This window comes from Paenibacillus sp. strain BS8-2 (assembly GCF_054483835.1).
Map to the genome: position 1 here is coordinate 5,534,638 of NZ_CM137010.1, position 22,015 is coordinate 5,556,652.

At 44.1% G+C, this 22,015-nt stretch carries 14 protein-coding genes, 1 pseudogene and 1 riboswitch; of the genes and pseudogenes, 3 read left to right on the forward strand and 12 right to left on the reverse strand.

Going from position 1 to position 22,015, the window contains the following annotated elements; translation table 11 throughout:
• Positions 1–8: 8 nt before the first annotated feature.
• Positions 9–1,931: an amylo-alpha-1,6-glucosidase gene (locus tag ACX1C1_RS24080; protein WP_458954649.1), complete on the reverse strand. Its 1,923-nt coding sequence runs from the start codon at positions 1,929–1,931 to the stop codon at positions 9–11.
• Positions 1,932–2,105: 174 nt separating this feature from the next.
• On the opposite strand from ACX1C1_RS24080, the gene ACX1C1_RS24085 reads away from it, so the two are divergent.
• Positions 2,106–2,957, forward strand: a complete 852-nt coding sequence (locus ACX1C1_RS24085) for a helix-turn-helix transcriptional regulator (protein ID WP_458954650.1) — start codon at positions 2,106–2,108, stop codon at positions 2,955–2,957.
• A gap of 197 nt (positions 2,958–3,154) precedes the next feature.
• Here the strand turns inward: ACX1C1_RS24085 and ACX1C1_RS24090 are convergent, their stop codons facing one another.
• From ACX1C1_RS24090 to ACX1C1_RS24110, 5 genes are all read right to left on the reverse strand, one after another.
• On the reverse strand, positions 3,155–3,802 hold the full coding sequence (locus ACX1C1_RS24090) for an ATP-binding cassette domain-containing protein (RefSeq protein WP_458954651.1): 648 nt from the start codon (positions 3,800–3,802) through the stop codon (positions 3,155–3,157).
• Positions 3,802–5,841, reverse strand: coding sequence for a hypothetical protein (locus tag ACX1C1_RS24095; protein WP_458954652.1), 2,040 nt, complete (start codon positions 5,839–5,841; stop codon positions 3,802–3,804). Before ACX1C1_RS24095 ends, ACX1C1_RS24090 begins: the two co-directional genes overlap by 1 nt.
• 201 nt (positions 5,842–6,042) lie before the next feature.
• Positions 6,043–6,348: a hypothetical protein gene (locus ACX1C1_RS24100; protein ID WP_458954653.1), complete on the reverse strand. Its 306-nt coding sequence runs from the start codon at positions 6,346–6,348 to the stop codon at positions 6,043–6,045.
• 488 nt (positions 6,349–6,836) lie between these two features.
• Entirely contained in the window at positions 6,837–8,000 is a 1,164-nt protein-coding gene (locus ACX1C1_RS24105) for a transposase (RefSeq protein WP_458954654.1), read from the reverse strand.
• Positions 8,001–8,389: 389 nt separating this feature from the next.
• Positions 8,390–9,562, reverse strand: coding sequence for an IS4 family transposase (locus ACX1C1_RS24110; RefSeq protein ID WP_458954655.1), 1,173 nt, complete (start codon positions 9,560–9,562; stop codon positions 8,390–8,392).
• Positions 9,563–10,239: 677 nt separating this feature from the next.
• Positions 10,240–10,321: riboswitch (ZMP/ZTP riboswitch) on the forward strand.
• A 51-nt stretch (positions 10,322–10,372) separates the two neighbouring features.
• On the opposite strand from ACX1C1_RS24110, the gene ACX1C1_RS24115 reads away from it, so the two are divergent.
• Entirely contained in the window at positions 10,373–11,482 is a 1,110-nt protein-coding gene (locus tag ACX1C1_RS24115; protein WP_458954656.1) for a GNAT family N-acetyltransferase, read from the forward strand.
• A 636-nt stretch (positions 11,483–12,118) separates the two neighbouring features.
• Here the strand turns inward: ACX1C1_RS24115 and ACX1C1_RS24120 are convergent.
• Together ACX1C1_RS24120 and ACX1C1_RS24125 are read right to left on the reverse strand one after the other, a co-directional pair.
• Positions 12,119–13,090, reverse strand: a complete 972-nt coding sequence (locus ACX1C1_RS24120; protein WP_458954657.1) for a tRNA dihydrouridine synthase — start codon at positions 13,088–13,090, stop codon at positions 12,119–12,121.
• Positions 13,091–13,250: 160 nt separating this feature from the next.
• Positions 13,251–13,442, reverse strand: a pseudogene (locus tag ACX1C1_RS24125) (sigma factor); the annotation flags it as partial.
• Between the two features lie 113 nt (positions 13,443–13,555).
• Here ACX1C1_RS24125 and ACX1C1_RS24130 point away from each other — a divergent pair.
• Complete coding sequence (locus ACX1C1_RS24130; RefSeq protein WP_458954658.1) at positions 13,556–14,137, forward strand: Uma2 family endonuclease; 582 nt, start codon at positions 13,556–13,558, stop codon at positions 14,135–14,137.
• Positions 14,138–14,185: 48 nt separating this feature from the next.
• Here ACX1C1_RS24130 and ACX1C1_RS24135 read toward each other — a convergent pair whose 3' ends face one another.
• The 4 genes from ACX1C1_RS24135 to ACX1C1_RS24150 are packed head-to-tail and all read right to left on the reverse strand — an operon-like array spanning position 14,186 to position 21,902.
• Positions 14,186–18,613, reverse strand: coding sequence for a coiled-coil domain-containing protein (locus tag ACX1C1_RS24135; protein ID WP_458954659.1), 4,428 nt, complete (start codon positions 18,611–18,613; stop codon positions 14,186–14,188).
• Positions 18,591–19,361 carry a DUF6063 family protein gene (locus tag ACX1C1_RS24140; RefSeq protein WP_458954660.1) on the reverse strand — a complete coding sequence of 257 codons (771 nt, stop codon included), beginning with the start codon at positions 19,359–19,361 and terminating at the stop codon, positions 18,591–18,593. The genes ACX1C1_RS24135 and ACX1C1_RS24140 overlap by 23 nt, the downstream gene beginning before the upstream one ends.
• Positions 19,345–20,877 carry a replicative DNA helicase gene (locus tag ACX1C1_RS24145; RefSeq protein WP_458954661.1) on the reverse strand — a complete coding sequence of 511 codons (1,533 nt, stop codon included), beginning with the start codon at positions 20,875–20,877 and terminating at the stop codon, positions 19,345–19,347. Before ACX1C1_RS24145 ends, ACX1C1_RS24140 begins: the two co-directional genes overlap by 17 nt.
• Positions 20,850–21,902, reverse strand: coding sequence for a Wadjet anti-phage system protein JetD domain-containing protein (locus ACX1C1_RS24150; RefSeq protein ID WP_458954662.1), 1,053 nt, complete (start codon positions 21,900–21,902; stop codon positions 20,850–20,852). Before ACX1C1_RS24150 ends, ACX1C1_RS24145 begins: the two co-directional genes overlap by 28 nt.
• Between the last annotated feature and the right edge of the window lie 113 nt (positions 21,903–22,015).

Sequence of the window (22,015 nt, forward strand, 5' to 3'; positions counted from 1 at the left end):
TCATCTCCCTAAAGTTCGAATGCGAATGATCGGCTGCCATAGTGAATGGCCGCTGCCCCCATTGCGCTCCAGCCTTGCAAATATGATCCCCGTCCCGTTATGGGATTGTAATATTCAACCGGCGTACACCAATTATGCTCTAATCCATAACGGAACCATGCCGTTAGTGGATAGTTTGCATTCATGCCGCTGCTTAACTTGACGAGTGCGTATAGACAGGTCAAATATGGCCAATCGCTGCCATTATGGTAGACGTAGTCGTAGCTGGACTTCTCTACAAGATGCTCCTTGTACTGGTAAGCGGGATAACAGCACATGACTCCCCAATCTCCGAAAGGCTGCTCCTTATTGTTAATCGTCTCCAGCAGAAGCTCCATCTGCGTCATAACAGAACGGCTTCTCTCCTCATCCGCAATGCCGAACCACACGGTTAGTATCGTGTCAATCGACAGATGATTCTCCCTGCATTGATCTGATTGGTAGTTGACGTAATAACCTTTTTCGTCATCCCAGAGCAGCCGATTGATTGCTTCCTTAATCATGGAAGAGCGACTCAAATAAAATTGGGAGGCGATCGAATCGTCAGTAAATGCCGCTACTACCTTTCCTGTGCAGTAGATTGACCGGTAGAATAAAGCCTCTACGTAGGTGATATACCCTTCTCTATATACATTGTCCGCCCAGTCATGGCGATTGCCTGCTTCTCTCCACAAGAGCCCTTCTCCGTCGGCTAGACCAAGCAAAGCATCCGCGACAAAGCGAATCCACTCCATCACCGTTCTGCCGCCGGAGCTCTCTGCAAGAATGGATGCATCCTGCGTCACAACCAGATAGTCGTGAACGAGCATGATGAAGTAACAAGGTGAATCTTTGTGATCAGGCCAGAAGACAGCCCTCTCACCCATTACCGCGCTTGGGCATCTGCCATGTTCGTCGATTCCGAGCGCAAGCGTCAATATTTGATTGCGCACCCAGCTCGGCCGATAAGGCAACAGAGGCAAAGCGGTATAATACCCATCACGATAATAGGTGCGTGCAGGTGATTGATAATTGATTCCCGCGAACAAGCCTTTAAAGCCGTCCATCTCCTTGTAGCTGCTGATACCGCAGTTCAATGCAGCCGCAAACATCGCCTTCTCCAGCTCATTATGGCCCTCCATCGATGTCGTAAGGAAGGACTGATAATGTTCCGACTCCGTTTTCGCTTCTGCGAACGCTTTCAACAAGTCCGAACCATCCATCTGCATATTTTCGCTCGACTCTTGATTTTGCTCTTGGTCGCGCAGACGATACACGAGCTGCAAGCTGGCTCTATCATTCGCGCCAATCTGTACATTAACGGAATAATGTATCCCGGCGCCTTCAATCTCTCTCAAAATAAGCGATTCGCTGGACGCCAGATCGAACCTCCACCCAGCTGGTAGCTTATGACAAGCCCCCCATGCCATACGTTCACTTGTTACTGCTGCACCTTGGAACTGCTCGGCACGGCATTCGGCAAATCGATGTTTGACCATGTAGTTCATAAGACTGCCTACTGCATGAATGAAACCAAAATCAATACGCGCCTCCCGCTGCTGCCCCGCATGATCTTGAAACGAAAATTGCTGGAATACGGCCTGAGTCCGTTCATCCATGAACGTCTCACAAACCATGCTCAAGTCGTCAAGCTTCAGTTCAACCTCTTGTTGACGTCCAAGCATCCGAACAATCTTAGAGGTCGTGCCGCTTATCGCTTGTCCATCGATCGTAACCCCTGCATAGAAGCTGCCTGGCTCGAATACCTCGAATCGATTCGCCACCGCATATTTGGATATGCTGAAGCAACCATCCGACTGGGCCAGCACCTTCAGATTAGACATATCATATTCGGCTTTCTCGTATAAAGGCGCTTCAAGCACAAGCGCTCCGTTCGAACGAGTGGTCAACATATCGTATAAGTCCTTCCCATACATCTAAATGAATAATGACATAGCTTGTTTCATGTATTTCTCTATTGTATCCACATCGCAATCGCAATAAAATAAGAATATTGCTTACATACATTGAATATCTTGCTCAGTTTCAATATCCCTGCCACTTATAGGAAAGGAGCATTCTTGCTTATGCAGCTTCGACAGAATGATACCAATTATAAGAATGCGATCCTGGACCGTGAGTGGGAGTGCTTCTATTATGCATCACCCTCTCCACCCATCGCTCTCCATGAACATGATTTCTGCGAGGTGCTCCTCTTCCTAAGCGGAGATGTTACCTATCAGATCGCAGGACGATCTCATAGATTGGAGCCCGGCGATATCGTCGTCATCGGACAAGGAACACTGCACCAGCCGATCTTCCATTCGGATCAAACCTATGAGCGTATTGTGTTATGGCTGCAAGTATCCTATGCCGCACAATTGTCTACGCATATGACCGATTTGACGCATTGCTTTGATGGCGGTGCCGTGCTTCATCCTGCAGACGAGAAGTTTAATCAGATCCAATCGTTATGTATAGAGCTGTTGAGTACCATTAACCGGGATTCCTATGGAGTGGATCTCAAGCTGCAGTTGACCGTTGCGATGCTGCTGCTGAATGTAAACGAGGCTTATATTGATTGCGGGATACCAACGGAGCGACATGTAGAGAAAGGGAAATACGGCGAGCTCATTCAATATATCCATGAGCACTTGTTCGAGGAGCTGACAACGGACCTGCTTGCCGCCCGATTCTATTTGAGCAAATATCATCTTTCGCGAGAGTTCAAGAAAACATACGGCATAACCATTCATCGTTATATAACCAAAGCTCGTCTTGTAGCCGCCAAGCGACTTATAATGGACGGGCGACCGATTGCGGAAGCAGGACGCGCTTGCGGCTTCAACGACTACACTAGCTTTCTTGCCGCCTTCAAGAAGGAATACGGCATCACACCCAAAAGCTTCTATAAGCTGATGAAAACAAACTCAACCTAATTGCTTAAACACTGCCCATGATATTTTATACTGATGTTCAGGGAGCAACTGCATGATTGAGAAGCAATACGCGAAAGCCGCGTCCTCCAATAACGAAGTACGCGGCTTCTCGGTCTAATCTCGGTTAATCTGGTGTTTCCCGTCGTCGCATTCGGTACTTGACAGTTCTACCAAACATTTCATAACCTATATGTTAATTACTTCAATTGATCAAAACGTATAACTCTAGAGAAATAACTTAATATATTTATGTTATGAGTAACTACTACAACGGTTTTGCCTCGCTTGTTGATTTCCTTTAAATTGTCTAAAATATACTTCTCATTCTCATGATCTAGACTTGCGGTAGGTTCATCTGCAAGAATTAACTCGCTGTCTTGCAATAATAATTTGATAATAGCTATCCTTTGCTGCTCTCCTCCGCTAAGCTGAAAGACCTTTTTCGTTTTCAAGGCTGATAACGAAAACCTTTCTAAATAATCATCAATCCTTTTGATTTTCAATTTTTTATTCATGCCTTTGTACTCTAATGCCAAACAAAGGTTCCAGAACACCGTTTCTTCATCTACTAACCCATAGTTCTGAAACAAGTAACCAATTTTGTTTCTTCTAAGCATCATAGATTCTCTTGAATTTATTTTTGGATTATGTGTATCGAATATATGCAAGTCACCTTCATCTTTATCCGTAATTAAACCCATAATATTCAACAATGTGGTTTTACCACTCCCGCTTTCACCAGTTATCGCAACCATTTCGCCTTTAGTTATTGTTAAATTTATATTGGACAATATAATGGAACCTTCAAAGCTCTTGCCTATGTTCATAAGCTCAATAATCTTCATTATGAGCCTCCTCGTATAATTTTTTGTATATGACGAATGATAATCACTTTATACATAATCATTAATAAGATAACATCGAATAATAAAATCATATAATAAATTAGCAGATTAAAATCTATAAAAAACGTAAAAAGTCCAGCAAATAAAAGGATAAATGTAACAAACAGCCGAGTCTTTAAACTCCTAAACGAGTTGAATCCAGAAACGTATTCTAACGCAAGCCTTTTGTTGTTTGACATAATGTCAATGTAATTCGAAATGTAAACTACAAAAATCATAGTTATCAGGAACAACAAAACGAATATGAAGGAATGATACATAATAAATTGTTTAGATCGTATTTCACTCTCAAAAGGCGTGATGAGAGAGCCTTCAATAACCAGTTCAGCTAAATTGAAATTTTGAATTTGTTGCGAGAAATATTCCCTGCTTTCGGCCTTAATAATTACATCCCCTTGATTTAGCTCATCAAAATAATATAAACTATCGAATTTATTTTGATCGACGACTAGGATGGTATCGGTTACTTCAGTGCCCTGTAGCTCTCCTCTTTCACCCTTCCCAAACAATTCCAATTTCAAACCATTAGCAACGTAAACAATTTTTATAGATTCAATAAATGAATGGTTAGTATCTTTGACCTCATAGTTGTCGTTGTAGTTGATTAATGCATTGTACCTCTTTGTGAAATAGTCTCTTATCTCCTTCTCATCTTTTTCCAGCTTTTCAGGGACTAATATGGTGGGCTCTAAAGTATTGTTAAGTACTAAATCGTCTCCAGATGGTGTTTTAATTCTCAAGAATTCTTTTAAAAAGGTATCGTTAATTACAACGTAATTTTTTTTAAAATCTGACAATATAGATTCTTTTGTTGCGCCCCTGCGTTCTAATAGGAACGGAGATAGTTGAGATAATAAATTCGAAACATCATGTACATATATTTGATTGAGTTCGTCAAAATGATTATACATAGCTTGTATTGATTGTCCATATTGATATAGCAGTTCTTTGTTATTTGTTGCTTTAGCCATTTCATCTGAATTATAGCCGATTGAGGTATAATAGTTTTCTAATACTGAAAACTTATCATAGGTTTGCAAAGCTTCTTTGTACTTGCTTAATTGAACTAGAAATATACTAATTGATACAGTAATCGATAATATTAAAAGTATTTTAACTGAAAATAAACACACATTTAGTTTATTTGAATACAATTTATTTTTAATCATAGCATTTATATCTATGAATCGAAGACTTATTTGAGTAATTAACATTAACAATAAATTGATTACACTAACAATTATGAAGTACACAAGCAGCAAATAAAAATACCTATCTATAACATTATTTTGGAAAAAATAAAAAATATAATGACTGAATAAAAGAATAGGAATAACAATCAATTTAATGAACATAACCTGCTTTAAGGAGGCTGCCACCATTCGAATAGTTGAGAAACCTAAAACTTTCTTTATTGCGTTAACTCTTATTTTAGTAAATGTGAATATAAAGAAGATTAGCTGAGTTAAGAGTACTAATAGGATAAAGTTCACGAGATTATATTGAAACACTTGCCTATACTCAATCTCTACCGTATATGGAATTACTGAAATTCCAAGCTCATTGGAAATATGACGGAGTAAAGAGTCTTCAATATCTGAATAAAAGACACCATCGCTATCGGCAAAATCGGCTTGTTTTAATTGGAAGTAGCTAAAAGTTTTATTTTTTGATGAAGATTCAAATTTATTAATTTTCGTAATTTGACTATGATACACATCATAAGTCATTTCATTCTTTTCTGTGGAAATCGGGGTTTTTATTAACTGAACATTGCATTTCCCAGTATATATACATTGCTCATGCAGTGCTCCGTATAGTTTTTCTAGCGTACTGCCCGTGTAATTTTCAACTTTATACGTTTGAAGCGACGGATCTCCCAAACGATTCAGCTCATAAATAGGATAAACGGACTGGTTATATATAATGGACAAAAGAAGTAACTGTCCTGTTATAAAAACAAACAATACTCTAAACATTGTTTACCACCTTTTAAATGCGATTAATAGAAATGCAACGATCTACAAAAAAATATTAATAGTAAATAAATATTACCATAGTTCATTATTACACTAACGAAAATATGTAATTCTTGTCATTTGAAGATTAACCACTGGAGTAAGAAGAATGACATCCAATAGTTATTTTAAAAAAATGGCACCAATGCTTAAACTTTTTAGTTACCGATAGTCATAGTATGAAGATTCATTGCACCAGAAACTTCTATCCGCACTAATATAAGCACTATCTGGCAACCAACCCGATGTGGTTACGCTTGAACAAACTTTCACACTGGCTTTAACTTCATAATCATTTCCGTCTTCAGGCTGATGATCATAAATATGGGAATATACAAAAGTGCCTGTTTGACCCCCGTCAAAGTATAGATGTCCTCCTGCAACAGGACCGGCGTATACTCTTGCGGCAGTAATTGCAAATATTGCCACTATAAGTAATGTTGTAAATGAGTGTTTTGTTTTTATCAAAACAGTTCCTCCTTTATTTGGATGCCATTCTTCTTTAAATAGACTCTACCATTAATTATCATTTTTGTAAATAGATTTTTTAACATATATTACCTATTTCACTAGCGTTGCATAAATCGTAATTGAACAATTTACATAATACTATAATTGGTATTTTTCCTATTAGACCAAAAGGGTCGATAGCCTCTTAAATGCAGCACTATTCATTTGCATGACTTATGCAGTTCACGATATTAACTGGTAATTGTGAGAATTAACGCTTGAATAAACGGGCCACCAAGTCATAAGCAGATTCTTCGGCCAGTATGCGGAAATAAGACTTGCAAAGCATCGTGCGTCTATGTCAAAATCGATATAGATTCGTTCAGTGCCCTTGTGGTTTCTTGTTCGAATTTGGCAACGAGTTTTGATGAGTCCGCGAACTATTTCGCCGTGGGTGCAGCTCTCATTACTCGTTTTTTCTTTGTTTACTTGCCACAGGGCCTAAGCTAGGAGGATTTCAGTCGCGAATAACATTTCCATGTGAGCATGCTGATGCACTTCTGAAGTCGAGCGGCACTTTCCAAATTCGAGATCTTGCTTGCCATCCGAAAGAACACTTCAATGCGCCAGCGCTTTCCGTACACTTCAAGCGCTTTCACAGGTACATCATGACGATTGCTAATGATCAGATAGTCTCCTTTGTATACGGCAGGGCTCTCCTCATTTTCTTCTAGAAGGACAATACCATCTTCATCTTCATTCGATCGAATAACTGTAATCGCAGCGATGGGCGCGAATCGGAATTTTTTCGTCGCCTGGCCCTTTCGTCCGATCGCTGTGTACGGGAGTTTCATATAGACATCGGGTATGGAGACTGCTGTGAGTCCCTTTTTCCCCGTAGAAACGAGTGAAGGATACCTCTCTCGAATCAATTGCCGAGCAGAGACGGGGACGTAACGATCTCTTCGCCCGGAACACGAGACTTTTCGATAAAGGGCCGTGTTTCGTTTTGCTTTTGTTACCCAGTCATATCCGTGTAATGCTAAGAACGTCATGAATTCTTTTTTCAGATACCACCGATCCATCGCTACCCAAAGACGACACTTCACCGATTCACGAAGCATCAACAAGAGTTGCTGAGAAAGCTCATATTTGGTCAAACCGGAATCGTCATCGCTCTTCCGCCAGTATCGATAAAGCAAGGGATACTCTAAGCCATTTTGAAGCACAGCCTGGATAACCACGGCATTCATGCACCAACTGTAAACTTTGGAAGAGGAATCGAACAACCAGCAAATAAAAGGAAGTTTTTTGGCATAAGGATGTGCAACATGAGTGTCATCCAAATTAATAATATCGCCTTCCCGAAGCATGGTGTCGCTATCGCATTGCAATCGTTCCACACGTTTAAGACCGAATGTCACCCAAGCGAACGGCGTAGTGAGAAATCGGCTAAGTGTATACTGCGCCAGCTTGTAAGGCTTGAACATCATGGAAAGTAGCGCATCTTTAGCTGCCAAATGGGACATCTGGTTTACGGAAGTACAGTTCGAAACGAGACCCATCTTATACATAAAGCAAAGGATCCAATAAGGCACACCATTACGTTTCATAATGCCGGATTGCGTTAACAGCAAAGAATAATCAAATCGATCCCAAAGCGAGCGCAAAACAGGTGCTCCCGCACATTGGCCTTGATTAAGATCACGAAATTGAGGTTGTTCCAGTGTTTCCTTCACAAAAATCACCTAAAATCCTCTAAGATATACCTAGTTGGAAAGGTATTCTTCGTGATTATTATGGTGATTCGAAAAAATCAAGAGGTTTCTCGTTGTTTCGTTTACATCTTTATAACTTTTGTTTGATTACTAAGTTTTGGATTGAACTGCATAGTTCATGTAAAAAAGGTCAGTAGCGTTGCATAAAAGTTCACATGACACTTAATCTGAATTATCTGAAAACAGGCCCCGGTGGCACTAGCGAAAAACTTAAGGGGCTCACCTATTCAGGCAGTCATTGTCCATTTGGTATTTTATTGAAATTAACCCTCATGTTTGCATTATTGTATTATGATATCGGCTGGCGACTGCTTTTTCTGTCGTCCCTTGGACGCCCGACTCGGTTTCCGGTGGAGGGCTGCATGGAGCACTTCCCACGGTCGCCACTTCAGCGTTATCAACATGTGCATAAGTTCTGTCAGTGATTTATCCCTGGCGATCTCTAGCTTCATCAGTAGCAGCAGGCAGTAAGCAATCAAGCAAATCCAGATTTGATTCAGGACCGCATTCTCTTCTGTTCCGTAAAAACGGGCCAACTTTAAATTCTGTTTAACCCAGCGAAAGAAGATTTCAATCCGCCAGCGACTGCGATACAAATCACCAATCTCTTCAGCTGTCAGGTCACAGCGATTCGTTATGATGCGTACGGGATTGGCCTTGCTATCGACGGTCTCCACCATGCGGAGTGCCTGCTGCATTCGCTTGTTTCCTTTGCCTAGGATGAGTTTGACATCGCGCATAATCGGTGACTCCGCATGCACGGGTAGTTCTTCGACTTCCTCAATGATGGCGTTGTTCTTGAGGCGCGAGACGAAATGAATACCTCGTACACAGTAATCATCATACTTTTCGTAATCGATATATCCGCGATCCATCAAGTATGTAGCGTCCGTTTCGTCAATCAATACATCCATCTGGGTGTGGTCTGCAGGCTTCGCTGGTGTGACCACTACCTTGTCTGGATATACCAATCCAGGTTCCGCAAAGGTGACACGAAGGTGTAGTTTTACACCACCTTTCGTTTTGCGAAACGTTGCCCACTTGTACTTGTTCAGACAGAGGCTAATCGTCGAGGAATCGATAACGTTTACCTGACCAATCTTCCGAGCTACTGGGAGCTGCTGCTGATGCAGTTGCGAGATAAGATCACATAAGATGGTCTGCAGCACATCCGGATCCAGCTTGTTGTTTTTGCGAGAAAGCTGAGAAGCGCTTATGGAGGAAATCCCAATCGCTTGTTGAAAGTTCTCATCGACTTGAACAGCTCTCATAATTTCACGCAATCCTTTTCGTTGCTGAAGCTGCGCTTCTAAGAATAGGAGCAAAAACACCATTGTTGTTAGCTTTTTTGAGTAGCGATCGAGAGTGCCGAACCGTTGCCAATCTTGAAAAATTTCTGAATTAATAGGTGAAATCCATTTACCAAATGACGAAAGTAGTGTATCCTTGTCCATGAGCTGATCTCCTAATTAGAGATTAGGACAGGGACTACCTGTACCTCTAATTTTAGGAGATTTTTTCTGTCGTGGACGTCTTGATTTTTACATTTATAGCACAATTTAGATTCAGAGGTTGACTACATTCTCATGTCATGTTTTATGCAACGCTACTGAAAAAAGGTAATTTAAATGTATATCTTCCAATCAGGCAGCTATAGTGTGGCAGCCAGGAATAAATCAGTATCCTCAGAACCAACTTAATTGAGACCTTTAATTTGAGCAAGCATCCGGTACGCCATGCGCTCAACCAATTGGTTGAAGAGGGGCTTGTCCCCCCCCCCCCTGATCGGCACACGTATAGTAAACGCTGACCAGCGTAATGTGATCACTCTCAAATTCTGAATACTTCGGTGCGGCAGAGCCGCTTGGTTAATCTGTCAGAGCCACTGTGTTAACGAAATAGAACCAGCTTGTTAATGAGGAGAGCCATCAAGTAAATAATAACTCCGCCTACTAATTTAACAATCGTAATTAGTTGTAAGGACGAGTACACCTTTATATTCTAACAACCTCTCATCTAATGAACTCTTGCTTGCTTGCTTGCTTGCTTGCCTGCCGTGGCCAATTTCGAATAATTCTGAAAAATAATGTTGATCTCAACCGTTAACTAGTCTTATAATAATTAGTAAATAAATGGGATGCGTAACTGGCGAGAACGTAGATTACTACGGGGGAGCGCATCTGTCAAATAAGCCGTTCGCCTGGGCAAAGCATTTGGTTGATTTTTAACCAGATGCTTTTCTAATTTTCGGGGAGAGTGTCGGCATGGGGGTAGCGAAAAAAGTAGCGGTGCTGGTATATGAGCAAGTGGATGCTTTGGACGTAACTGGACCCTTCGACGCGTTCGCGGTGGCGAGCAACTGGGGGCAGGACTTTCTGGTTTATACGGTCGCCCTGGAATCGAACGCACCGATTCGGACAATCAGCGGCCTGACGATTCTGCCGGACTTCGCTTCTTCAGAATGTCCGACGCCGGACATCTTGATCGTTCCGGGAGGCTGGGGGGCGCGTAAGGAGATGCATAATGAGAAGTTAACCGCCTGGATTAACGAAACCTCTCAGCGGGTTGCATTTACGCTGTCCGTCTGTACGGGGGCACTGCTGCTCGCCAAGGCAGGACTTCTCGAAGGACTACGTGCTACCACCAATATGCGGGCCATGAATTTGCTAATGGAGGCCGCGCCGGCGGGCGTGACGCTGATAGAGAACGTCCGATACGTGGACAATGGTCGAATCATTACATCGGCGGGCGTTACGGCGGGCATTGATGCGGCGCTGCATCTTGTCGCAAAGCTTCACGGGGAGGAACGGGCGATAGATACTGCTTCGAGGCTTGAGCATGACTGGAGACGGGAGCCTTCCGAATCACTCGCTATTCGTAGGGCAATGGATGAAGACGTGGACAGCATTCGCTCACTTTTCATCGATGCAGCGCAATGGATTCATTCGGCGTATGGCTTCTGGCAATGGCGCGTCGAAAGCTTCGAACGACAGATTGTCGAAGCATTTGTCAGGGATAATGAAGTGTTCGTCGCGGATCTGAGGAATGAGCTCGTTGGTTGTTTCTCCGTCCATTGGGGATACGAGGAAATATGGGGAGAGCAATTTCACGACGAGGCGGGGTATGTTCATCGGTTATGCGTCTCGCGCAATCGCAAGGGAGAAGGAATCGGCGGCGAACTCCTTCGCTCCGCGGAAAGTTATGTTCGGGCCATGGGAAAAAGTTGGCTTCGCCTCGACTGCATGGCCGACAACCCAAGCCTAAATTCATACTACATCAGCCTCGGATTCGTCTTGCAGAGCCGATTTGACGCGGGCTTCTGGAGCGCAAACTTATATGAGAAGGAGATCATCGGAATGGCACCGGCGCGTTAGCGTCGGTGTCTTCCTTTCAACAACAATCCCATAATGTTATCCTGCCCGTTCGCATAGTCCCACTCTTGGCTCTGCACATTAACATCATGGCTCTATTCGATTAATAAAGTGGCTCTGATTCATTAACTCAATGGCTCTATAGCCCCGAAGTATTCAAATTCGGATTTCTTATTGTCAGAAAGCGCACAGCTTCACATTCGTCAGCACACATTGAGTATTCCAAGCCACAAAGCTGCTGCGGAATGGAGAAGGCAAGAGCTCATAAAACGGCCGTATTATTACACAATGTTCCGCGATATCATCCCAACGTATCGGCAATTGTCGGACCTGCATGTTTCGTTCGAAGAATTAGAGACAATCCGGCAAGAGCTGAAATATTATTGGTCCGGTCTGGAGGATTTGGAGACGGTCTGCCAACGTATCGAAAACTTGCAATTTGTTGCCCAGGCGCCCCCGATACCGTCATTGTTGTTCAGCAGCCCCCACAAACAAGCCTGTCGACTCACAGTCGACAGGTTTGTTTGTGGGGGCTGTGAGCGTTTTTTGGAATATGCTTCGATCCAACCATGTGGCCCGTACGTATGTGAATTTTTACATACAACGGCTTGTCATCCGACATGATGAGCGCCCTCGCGATTATTTAACACTCTCATTAGTAAAATTTTGTAGCACTTGACGTACTTCATCGGTTGACTTCGTTTGCATGAGCTCACTTTTCAACTCATCCGCCTTATCAAATCCATTCATGTATATCTTGAAAAAACGAAGCAAATGAACGAAAGGTCTCGGTTCTATTTCTGTTGCATATTGATCATATAAATCAATATGGTAATTTAATAACTCCATTTTTTCGTCTCTGCTATGCTCTCTAGGTGTTTTCTCAAAAGCAAATGGATCTTTAAATATACCTCTGCCGATCATAATTCCATCAATTCCATATTGTTCTGCCAGCATTAAGCCCCTTTTTCGATCAGCTATATCTCCATTAATCGTTAATAATGTATGGGGTGCAATCCCATCACGAAGCTGTTTAATTTCAGGAATAAGCTCCCAATGAGCAGCCACCTTACTCATTTCTTTTTTGGTTCGTAGATGAATCGAAAGATTTGCAATATTTTGTCGCAAAATATGTGATAACCACTCACGCCACTCTTCAACATGAGTATAGCCAAGTCTGGTTTTTACACTTACAGGTAATCCGCCTGCTTTAGTTGCTTGTATAATATCTGCTGCTAGCTCAGGTTGTAGAATAAGTCCGCTACCCTTTGCTTTAGCTGCGACGTTATGAGCAGGACAGCCCATATTAATATCAATGCCTTTAAATCCAAGCTTAGCTAGGCCTATGCTCATTTCCCTAAAATAATCAGGGTTATTTCCCCATATATGCGCAACCATAGGCTGTTCATCTTCTGTAAAATATAATCTCCCGCGTTCTCTATATATAGCACCTGGATTACAGTACCCTTCCGTACTTGTAAACTCAGTGAAAAAAACATCAGGTCTACCCGCTTTGCTCACAACATGACGAAACACAACATCCGTTACATCTTCCATAGGAGCAAGTACAAAAAACGGTTTAGGTAACTCTTCCCAAAAATTTTCAGTCAACTTTCATTCCATTCCTCTCATCAGCATGCGAACCGCTAAAATAAACACCATTATAACATATTTTTATCATGCAGCTATTACGTTTGCCGGCAACGAACGGCCTGAGCACTATACGATTCATAAGCCAGCCCAAACGTTATCACTTCTTCGCCTTTTATAACTCATGCAGCGATACGTCCTTGCGCGTTTTCTTCAAGCTGCGAAGATGCCTAAGTATCTCGTTCTCGATACAACGGGCGGCGAAGGTCGTGAGTTTTGTGCCTTTGCCTGTCTGGAAGCTTTCAATCTCTTTGATCAATCCAATCGTGCCAATGCTGATCAAGTCCTCGAGATCCTCACCGGTATTATCGAATTAATTGACGTTGTGAACACAAATCGATGTGAAAAATCGAAACAATTCATTTGGAGCTCAACTGCCGAAATGCTATACTAAAGCAAAGATGGAACGAAACGGAGGAATTCAGTATGACTCCGCCTAATCACAATACACCATTTATTTATTCCGAATATTGTAACCGGAAAGATGGATTGCGCTTTGAAGTTATTGATGGTGAAATCATTAATATGACGCCATCACCTACTCCCAAGCATCAAGATATATTAGGCGGCTTATACTCTGAGTTTCGCAGTTACTTGAAGGGGAAGGCTTGCAAAGTATTCATATCTCCTATCGATGTGTGCTTATTTAGTTCCAACGATACCGATGAATCGGATATTCAAGATTGGCTTCAACCGGATTTGCTAATTATATGCGATTCGAATAAGATCAGAGAAAAGCGTATTACAGGAGCACCTGATTTTATTATCGAAGTACTGTCACCGTCAACAACGAAAGTGGACAGAGTTCTGAAGTATAACGCGTACGCCAAAGCCGGGGTTAAGGAATATTGGATTGTAGACCCCTATCACGAGTTTGTCGAATCATTCATCTTGCACAACAAAACCTTCGAACATTCCGGTCAATATTTTAGGACGGATCACGTTCCGATCAGCCTATTTTCCGATTTCATGCTTGATTTAAATCATATATTCATGACCGAGTCTTAACTAAACAAGCCCCCGCTGATATCCATCAGCAGGGGCTTGTCGTCATTATTAGAACAAAGTAATTTGCGCTACTCGTGAATCGATTCGTTCCAGCGTCTCCGGTGCATTATCCTTGAAGTACGCATGTTGGATCCGTTTCGTCGACTCCACGATTTGTTTAGAGGAATCCGAAGTTTGGCGAAGGCGACAGCTGTAGACGATAGGGAAATAGTCTTGCAAGAATTTCCCTTCGGCATGGGCGGTCAGTGCGATCATCTGAAAGCCGAGTTGCTCCGCAATGAAGAACACCGGACTTAGAACATGATCACTTGAAGCTTTGCCGAACGGATTGTCCAATATTACGGTTCGGTGCAGCTTCATGTTCGATTTAATGTAACGTTTGCGTTCTGCTACATAATTAAGCAAGCCGAGGAACAAGGTCATATTTTTGCTCCATTTCTCCCCGCCGGACCAGCGATTGGATTGCTCCCAAGAATAAGCGGCCTTCGTTATCTGATGATCGTTCATGACCTTCCGGCATGTAGCCTTCATCGATTCGCTCTTCAGTACGACCTGCATCAATTGCTTGGAGTCGAGCCATTTCTCCAAACTTTTGCGCACATCGTTATGCAATTCCATCCCCTGCTCATCGAAGAACTGACCTCTCTCCAACTGACCTAATATCCATTCGATGTGATCGCGGATTCGATCCTTGCCGTCCTGATCATCCCACTCTGGTATCAAGAAGCTGTAGATTTCACGCCAACCGTCGGCTGTACGTATTCTCGTCTTCTTCGGCAATTCCCTCAGTTCCTGCACGATCTGCTTCAAATGCATGTGAATGCGGTGAATGAATTCCTGCAAGTCGCGATCATAGGTCTGAATCGTTTCCATCATAATATGAATCGCTCGTTGAATTCTCAATTCCATCGCCTGCTGGAATTCTCTCATTTCCGCATAAGAGTTTTTGAGCTCAACGCCTTGGATAGCCATCTGCCGCAATTTGACATCGTTCACATGCGAGATACAGTAGTCCTTAAACCTGGTCATCCCTACCCGAACTTGACCTTGCTCCTTCTCCACCAACTGAACACTGGATTTCAATCCGGCAATGGCTTGTTCGCTAATGGCGGTACGAGTATAAGCGAAGTCCATTAATCGCAGCTCATCAATATGCGCGGGGCGCAGTCGATTATCATCCAACCGGTGCAACAGAACATACTTATCCCATAGTTTCAATACATGATCAAGATCGCGAAGCTGGCGCTCCACATAATCACTTCGCTGTTGCCATTCCTTCTTCTCCTGCTCTAGCTGTTGCGCTCTCATCTGCAGACTAATCTTCACCTCTGACAGAGCTTCCTCGAAGCGGATCGGCTGTTCGCCGTTGAATTGCTCGAAGTACACTTGATACTGCTTGGATATAACCCCCTCGATCTTGAGCAGCTTATCTCGTTGCTTCGAAAGCTGCTCGACTGCTTGCGAGGCCTCCTCACGGTAATGCTCGCTTCGGCTCCACCAATGCTGCTTCTGCGCATCGATATCACCTGGCAGACTTGCCATTACATCCAATTCCGGATGCTCGCGCAGCAGTTGGTTCATACCGACTTCTGCTTCCATTGTTTTCTCCCGTTGATGTTGAAGTTCAAGCTCCAGCTCTTTGCGCACTTTCATTATACCGTCACGTTCGCGCTCTAGCGTCTTATGCTCTTCCTTCAGTTCTACCAATGATCGGTCAGCGGCCACATAGGCAAAGGTTTGAGATTCCTGGTACAAATCCTGGCTCCGCAAAAGCTTAAGCTTCATATTCGAATCATTGTACATCTCATCCTTCGCACCCAGCTCTTCTTTTGCACGTCGCAAGCTATAGTCCTTCATTCCAAGCTGTTGGTACAAGCCGGCAATCTGCTCCTTGACCGGAACAAGTTCCTTATCGAGCGCTTTTATTTCCGAGCCAAGCAACATATACTGTTGCCCATCCTTCAGCCACACCCCTAGTTGATGAATCAGATCCTGCATCTCAGACGTATCCGCACGGTGCTTATCCAACGATTCGTCAAGGTGATTCAGCCTTTGCTCTTGCTGCTTCTGTTCCTGCGTAAGTCGAATCAGCTGTTCTCTACTCTCATGCAGCTGTTTCTCCATCGACTGGAACACGGACAAAGGATATTTCGTCACAAAATCGTTGAGACGTCTCTCCGCATTTTCCCATAGCCGCAGATCCTCTTCCTTCTGCTCTCGTTCCCCTCTGACTAGCTCAGCTTGTTGGAACAATCCGTCCTTCCACTGTCCGAACAGCTCTTGCTCACTGTTATCCTGCCAATGTGCAGGAACGACCCAGTGTCCCCGCTCCCCTGCACGGCTGTCCTGCACAATTACGGCTGCTTCAGAGGCACTGAGTACACGAATCGGATAAGCAAAATCACGATTGGCAGACTCAAGCTTATTCTCTAGCGCCAATTTCTCAGAATCCGTCGTGACAAGCGTTACTGCCCATAACATATCGTCTGTGCGATCACGCTCAACAAGCTCCAGCCCGCTTATATATTCGATGCCTGTCTGCAACAAGGAGAACTGACGACCCCAAGCTTTTAACTTACGCTCAACCATGGGATCCGCAAAAAACAGGTCTTGTTCGTTATAATCATCCACATACCTGTAAGCATAACGTTCTCTCTGCAGCAAGCTTTGCTTCTGATCCCGACGCTTCGCGACACCTTCCTGCAACTGCGATGTGATCGAGGATTCTTTTTCATACACAGAGGTTAGTCGTTCCCAGCTTGTACGTAATGCAGCCAGTTCCAACAGTATGACTGCATGCTCTTCCTTCAACTGCTCCTGTTTCTGTTCCTTCGTCGTCTTCGTCCGTTCAACTTCGCGGATATTCGTTGTCAATTCCTTCTGTTTATTCACAGTTTCGTCGCGTTCATCGGACAATTGTTTAATCGCTCGAAGACAGGTTATGCGTTGCTCCTCTAGCTGTTGCTGGCGCGCCGCCCAAATCGGAATCTGGTCTTCGACTCTCTCTAACGAAGGATTCGCTAATATACCTTTGGCGATCTTCTGTTGCTGCTCCTTCTTAGTATCCAACATCGTTTGGTTCGATTGCAGTGTCAATTCCCAATTCCGCATGTCCGAACGAAGACGCTCCATCGTTGCTTCCGTATCCCGCAGCTCATTCTTCAAGGCTTCCCGATCGGCTGCCTGTTCTCGCAGCTCTGCCTCAATCTGTTGCTCATGATGAGCGAACACCGTTCGAAGCTGACCGCCGTTGGTCTCCCATCGTTCCTGGAGCTGTTCCTCTTCCTCACTTTGCTCCAGTCTCGCGAGCTGTTGCGTCAATTGTTGCAGCTTCGCATGAGCCAGACCATGCTTCTCCCTTAGCTCAGAGTATTGCAACGAATAATAAGAACGGAGTGTTTGCGACAATCTATCATTCAAGTCGTCTGCCTCTTCCTGCAACTTCTGAAGCTTAGTCTTTAAGATAGAGTGCTCCAGCTCTGTTTCCGCAACCTCCAACGACTGCTGGGCGCGAAGCCATTGCTCATTCTGACCCGCCCATTCACGATAACGCTCCGCCAGCGTGTCTTGCTCCAGCTTCTGTTGCTGATGCTGGAGCAGCGACAGGCTCCGATAGGCCTTGGCTTCACTACGAGCGGCATTGTATTGCTCTTCCGCTTTGTGTAGCTTCTCATAGATCAAGACGTACTTGTCCAACTCCTGCAATATTAGCCGATTCTCTTCAATCTGCTCCTTCAATTCCTTATATCGCTTGAATCCTTCGCGATGAGACTCGAACATATTAGCGAAGCTGTCCTGTTCGAATCCCTCCATTGCCTGCTCAACCGTAGGAATAAGCAGCTTATCGAATAATTGTGTGGTCGTCTTGCATTCGTCAAAAAATTTCTCAATTCCGCCCTCAGTATCGTTAATCTTAACAATTGATTCCCATTCCTGAGCAATAATATGGAAGTTCTCCTCCAGATAAGCCTTATATGATTTGATCGTATCAAAGACCCGTGCCGTAAGCGGAAAACGTTGCATCATCGAAGAATAGTATTCATGAATCTCACCCTTATCGGCCGGTCTCGTCTTGTTCATATATTCCTTTACGAACGGAATATAGTCCAGTCCATGTACGTCATGCTCTCCGTATTCGTACGCGTACCTATAGGAATCAATACTGTTGCCATCAAGAAACAGACTGACGCAAGTAACGGCATACCTGCGGCGGGGCTTCTCATGAAGGATCCATTCGATTGCGATATGAGCAGGTCCATTCTCTAGCAGAAGTGTATCCTTCAGCTTACGCCCGGATAAGTCCGAATGCGGCAGCATCGCTTGCAGCGCAGTTTGGATAAACACGGTTTTCCCGCCGCCATTCTCCAGCACAATGGCTCCGTTATGGCCGTCGAATAGGAAGGTCTCGTCGTTATATCTTTTGTTGCCGCCCTCATACAAGACGTGTGTAAATCTAATCTTCGATATGGCTGGCATGTTCTCCGGCCTCCTTACTATTCTTCTTCCGTTCATCCAGCTTATATAGGAAATGAAGAATGCCTCTATTATATTCAAGCTCCATATAGTAACGTTGAACGATTATCTTTGTTTTATCCGTTAAACCCAATTCGCCTTCACCGACCTCCTCGGCCAGACGTTGATCAGATAGAAACCGCCTGACCGTATCCAGGAAACTAAGCCGACTGATCGTATTCCCGCTTTGGCGCTTCGCTGTTTCCTTGATATCGTCCATCGTGTCCCATTTCTCGATGATTGCGCTCCAGTTATAGGAGAATTCTCCCTCGAACTTCTTCAGTTCCTCTTCACTATGTTCCTTTAGTGAATCTATACGAGCTTGCATAAGCACAGCCCATTCGTCGATCGGCAAGAAATTGCGAGTCGGTTCGAGACTCTGATAGCTGTCATAGAAAGCGCCTATAAAGACGATTATTGCCATATACATAAGGTATAAATCCGCATTTACCGCCGACGCGCGCAAATATGTTTTCTTCATAGAGTCGTTGCTGATATGAAAAGGCGACAGGCGAACAAGCGGAATAAGGAACAATTGATCGCCGGCAGCAATAAGCGCGCAGTCTACCTCAGCAGCGAATTGGTCTGCCAATCCTCTCACTTCATCATCCGCCATATATTGCTGCAAGCGATCCTTTCCAACAGCTCCGTTGATCGCCAACTCGGAATAGATTCTGAACGCCTGCATAACTGTATCACTGCTGTAAGCCATCTTGTTCATCACCCCATGTAAACGTCATATTTTGAATGTGATAGCGCTCATCGGCAGCAATAATGTCTCGCATTTCTTGCACATGCAACACTCTCTTCCCGAGCAGAGCTAACACTTCCTCCATTCTGGCTGAGTCTCGCTGCTCCTGATCGACGGATGAAGATCTCACCGGGCTTCGTTGATGCAGAATAAGCCACAAATCATAAAAGCTGCGTCTGGCCAGCCAATCCCTTCGATCGCTAGCCTTAATCTGTTCTATGAACTGGGCAAGCTCCAGCTTCTTGTTCTGTTCAAGTTGCTCCAAGAACTGAATCATAATCTCTATAAAAAAGGCGTTCCGCTGACTTGCAAAGCCGCTTTGCCCATTGTCCTCCGCCGCTTCCAGAAACGAATCCTCACGCGGCTCTTGCTCGCCGGCGCCTGTAATATTCTGTTCTGTGAAAACGGTCAGCGGCGACCAGATCAGTGATCGCTCGAGACCTGTGAACGGCGACACAATGCCTTTCATCGATTCAAGCGGTAGCGGTGAGCTAAACAGATAGCCTGCAATATCCTGATCGAAGTTAAAGGAACTAAGCCCTGTATAATACAATGCTTCTCTCGCTGAATGAAGCGCTTGATTTTTCAAATCCATTCCTTGCTTCAATAATGCTGAATGATCGCCGTGCACCTTTTCCAACTCGCTAGCAATTCGTAATATATATTCATAAGCACGTTGCTGTCTCTCTACATTTATATCCGAGTACAGCCTCATCTTCGTTTCCTTCACAAATTCCCTCAACTCATTAAATTCCTCATTCTCGCGCTGCAGCCGCGTATATAAATCCTCCAGCAAATTGCTGTATCGTTTCAACGTTTCCTCCGATACGATGCTCCTCTTTATTTCATGTTCGAGCTTAACCATGCGTTCCTGCAAGGATTCAACATCTACGCGCATTTCATTTATTTGACGAAGTGCTCCTTGGAACTCCCCCTTCTCTAGCTGCTTTCGCAAGACAAGCTGATGAATGGATAATTGGAATTCCGAATAAAACTCCTTCGTCGCGAACACAAGCTCTAATCCATCTTCATCAAGCGCGTAATATTGCGTATTCGTTTTGGAATCGAACGCATTAGCACGGAGGATCGATGTATATACAGTCTGCTGCTCGCGTGATTCCCAATTGAAGAACGTGAACTCGCGTTTCTTGCCGGATGCCGGGCGAAATACTTGAATAATGCCACGCGCTAATTCTTCGCAGTTTGCTAGCTCCACACTCAACTTGCCCTCCATGACTCGGTACAAGTACACGGCCAATTCCTTGACACCGGCCTTTGCGTTCCTTATAAGCTTCTGCTCGAAGAAAAACAGGAGCGCCAATAATCCCAGTTCCATCATATCAATCATTTGACCGTCAGCATCGGTCTGTTTTTTCCGTTGAAGCTCGAATAACGGGTCGAATAGGGCGACCCTCGACATTCGCTCTTGAAAACCGGATAATACCCCATCTATTTCGAATCGATCAATAGATTCCACTGTTCACTCCTCCAAATGTCTTGCAATTGTTTCGCTGTCAGCGTCTCTTGCGGATAGTAACCTCCCGCTGCGAAACAGGCATTCATTTGCTCCTTACGCGCTGGAGGGAAATGGTCTAGAAAAGCTAGAACAGCCTCTTCTTTTCGTCTTTGATTCGTTTTCCCCCATGCGTGCGTGTTCTCAAGACAAGCTTCATAGAAAGGGAGAGCTGGAACCATTGTCCAGACCTTATTGGTATCATGCCATATTCGGATTCCCTCGTAATCGAGATCGCCGAAGTATAGGAAGTGATGCTCTCGATCCGTAATGGGATACTGGGACGCGAACATCTCGATATTTCCAGTAATTTTGTTCCCGCATCCATAGATAAGCGTGTGAAAATCGGTTTCCGGCAGCACAGGCAGCAGCGCTTGGAAAGTTGTTTTGTTCTCGACGATCAGGTGCTTAGCGTATGGTTGGTGCTTGTCCTGCGACGCAGTCGGGTTTACAGCCAGCATTAGCGGATCGGATACTGGATAGATGCGAAGAGACTCCCAAAGACCCAGTCTCTTAAGCAAAACCTGTCCTCCAAGCTCTGTTATCCATTTCTCATTATCAGTCAATTGATAGCTGCGCTCAGGTGCGGCAACCGCTTCTATCGGCAGGCCATGCTGTTTCAAATAACGGTCAATCCGTTCAATCCAGGGCCTGTCCTGCTCGAACTGCTGCCCGGTTATGGAGAAATAACCATCAAGCTGGATCGCTGGATGCAATTGTAGACGATACTGCTGCAGTTGTTGTCTATGTTGTTGAGTTAATCGAGCCTTATTGGCGCGATAGCGATAAGCGAGCGTTGGACTCCTCAATGTTCGTCCGGCAGACTTCACCTCTTCCAGTACTCCGGCTTGTTCGAGCTCAATTATCGCTGTTGCAAACTCATGTATCTCGACTTCTGCACCGATGAATAATGATTCCAACTCCTCAAGGGTGATCATCGTTTTTTTCAACTTTTGAATATGTTCATCTATTACTTGTCTGATATGCATATTCACTCTCCGTTATTATCAATAATTTCTAATAGTATAACAGACATTCCATTTCATCGACTTTAGTTTTGCAGTATTATTCATTGGAATAGGCTCTTTAAACGACTACAATT

Coding starts and splice junctions, on each gene's coding strand:
- ACX1C1_RS24080 (WP_458954649.1), bottom strand. CDS start 1,931: ATGTTGACCACTCGTTCGAACGGAGCGCTTGTGCTTGAAGCGCCTTTA.
- ACX1C1_RS24085 (WP_458954650.1), top strand. CDS start 2,106: ATGCAGCTTCGACAGAATGATACCAATTATAAGAATGCGATCCTGGAC.
- ACX1C1_RS24090 (WP_458954651.1), bottom strand. CDS start 3,802: ATGAAGATTATTGAGCTTATGAACATAGGCAAGAGCTTTGAAGGTTCC.
- ACX1C1_RS24095 (WP_458954652.1), bottom strand. CDS start 5,841: ATGTTTAGAGTATTGTTTGTTTTTATAACAGGACAGTTACTTCTTTTG.
- ACX1C1_RS24110 (WP_458954655.1), bottom strand. CDS start 9,562: ATGGACAAGGATACACTACTTTCGTCATTTGGTAAATGGATTTCACCT.
- ACX1C1_RS24115 (WP_458954656.1), top strand. CDS start 10,373: ATGGGGGTAGCGAAAAAAGTAGCGGTGCTGGTATATGAGCAAGTGGAT.
- ACX1C1_RS24130 (WP_458954658.1), top strand. CDS start 13,556: ATGACTCCGCCTAATCACAATACACCATTTATTTATTCCGAATATTGT.
- ACX1C1_RS24135 (WP_458954659.1), bottom strand. CDS start 18,613: ATGCCAGCCATATCGAAGATTAGATTTACACACGTCTTGTATGAGGGC.
- ACX1C1_RS24140 (WP_458954660.1), bottom strand. CDS start 19,361: ATGGCTTACAGCAGTGATACAGTTATGCAGGCGTTCAGAATCTATTCC.
- ACX1C1_RS24150 (WP_458954662.1), bottom strand. CDS start 21,902: ATGCATATCAGACAAGTAATAGATGAACATATTCAAAAGTTGAAAAAA.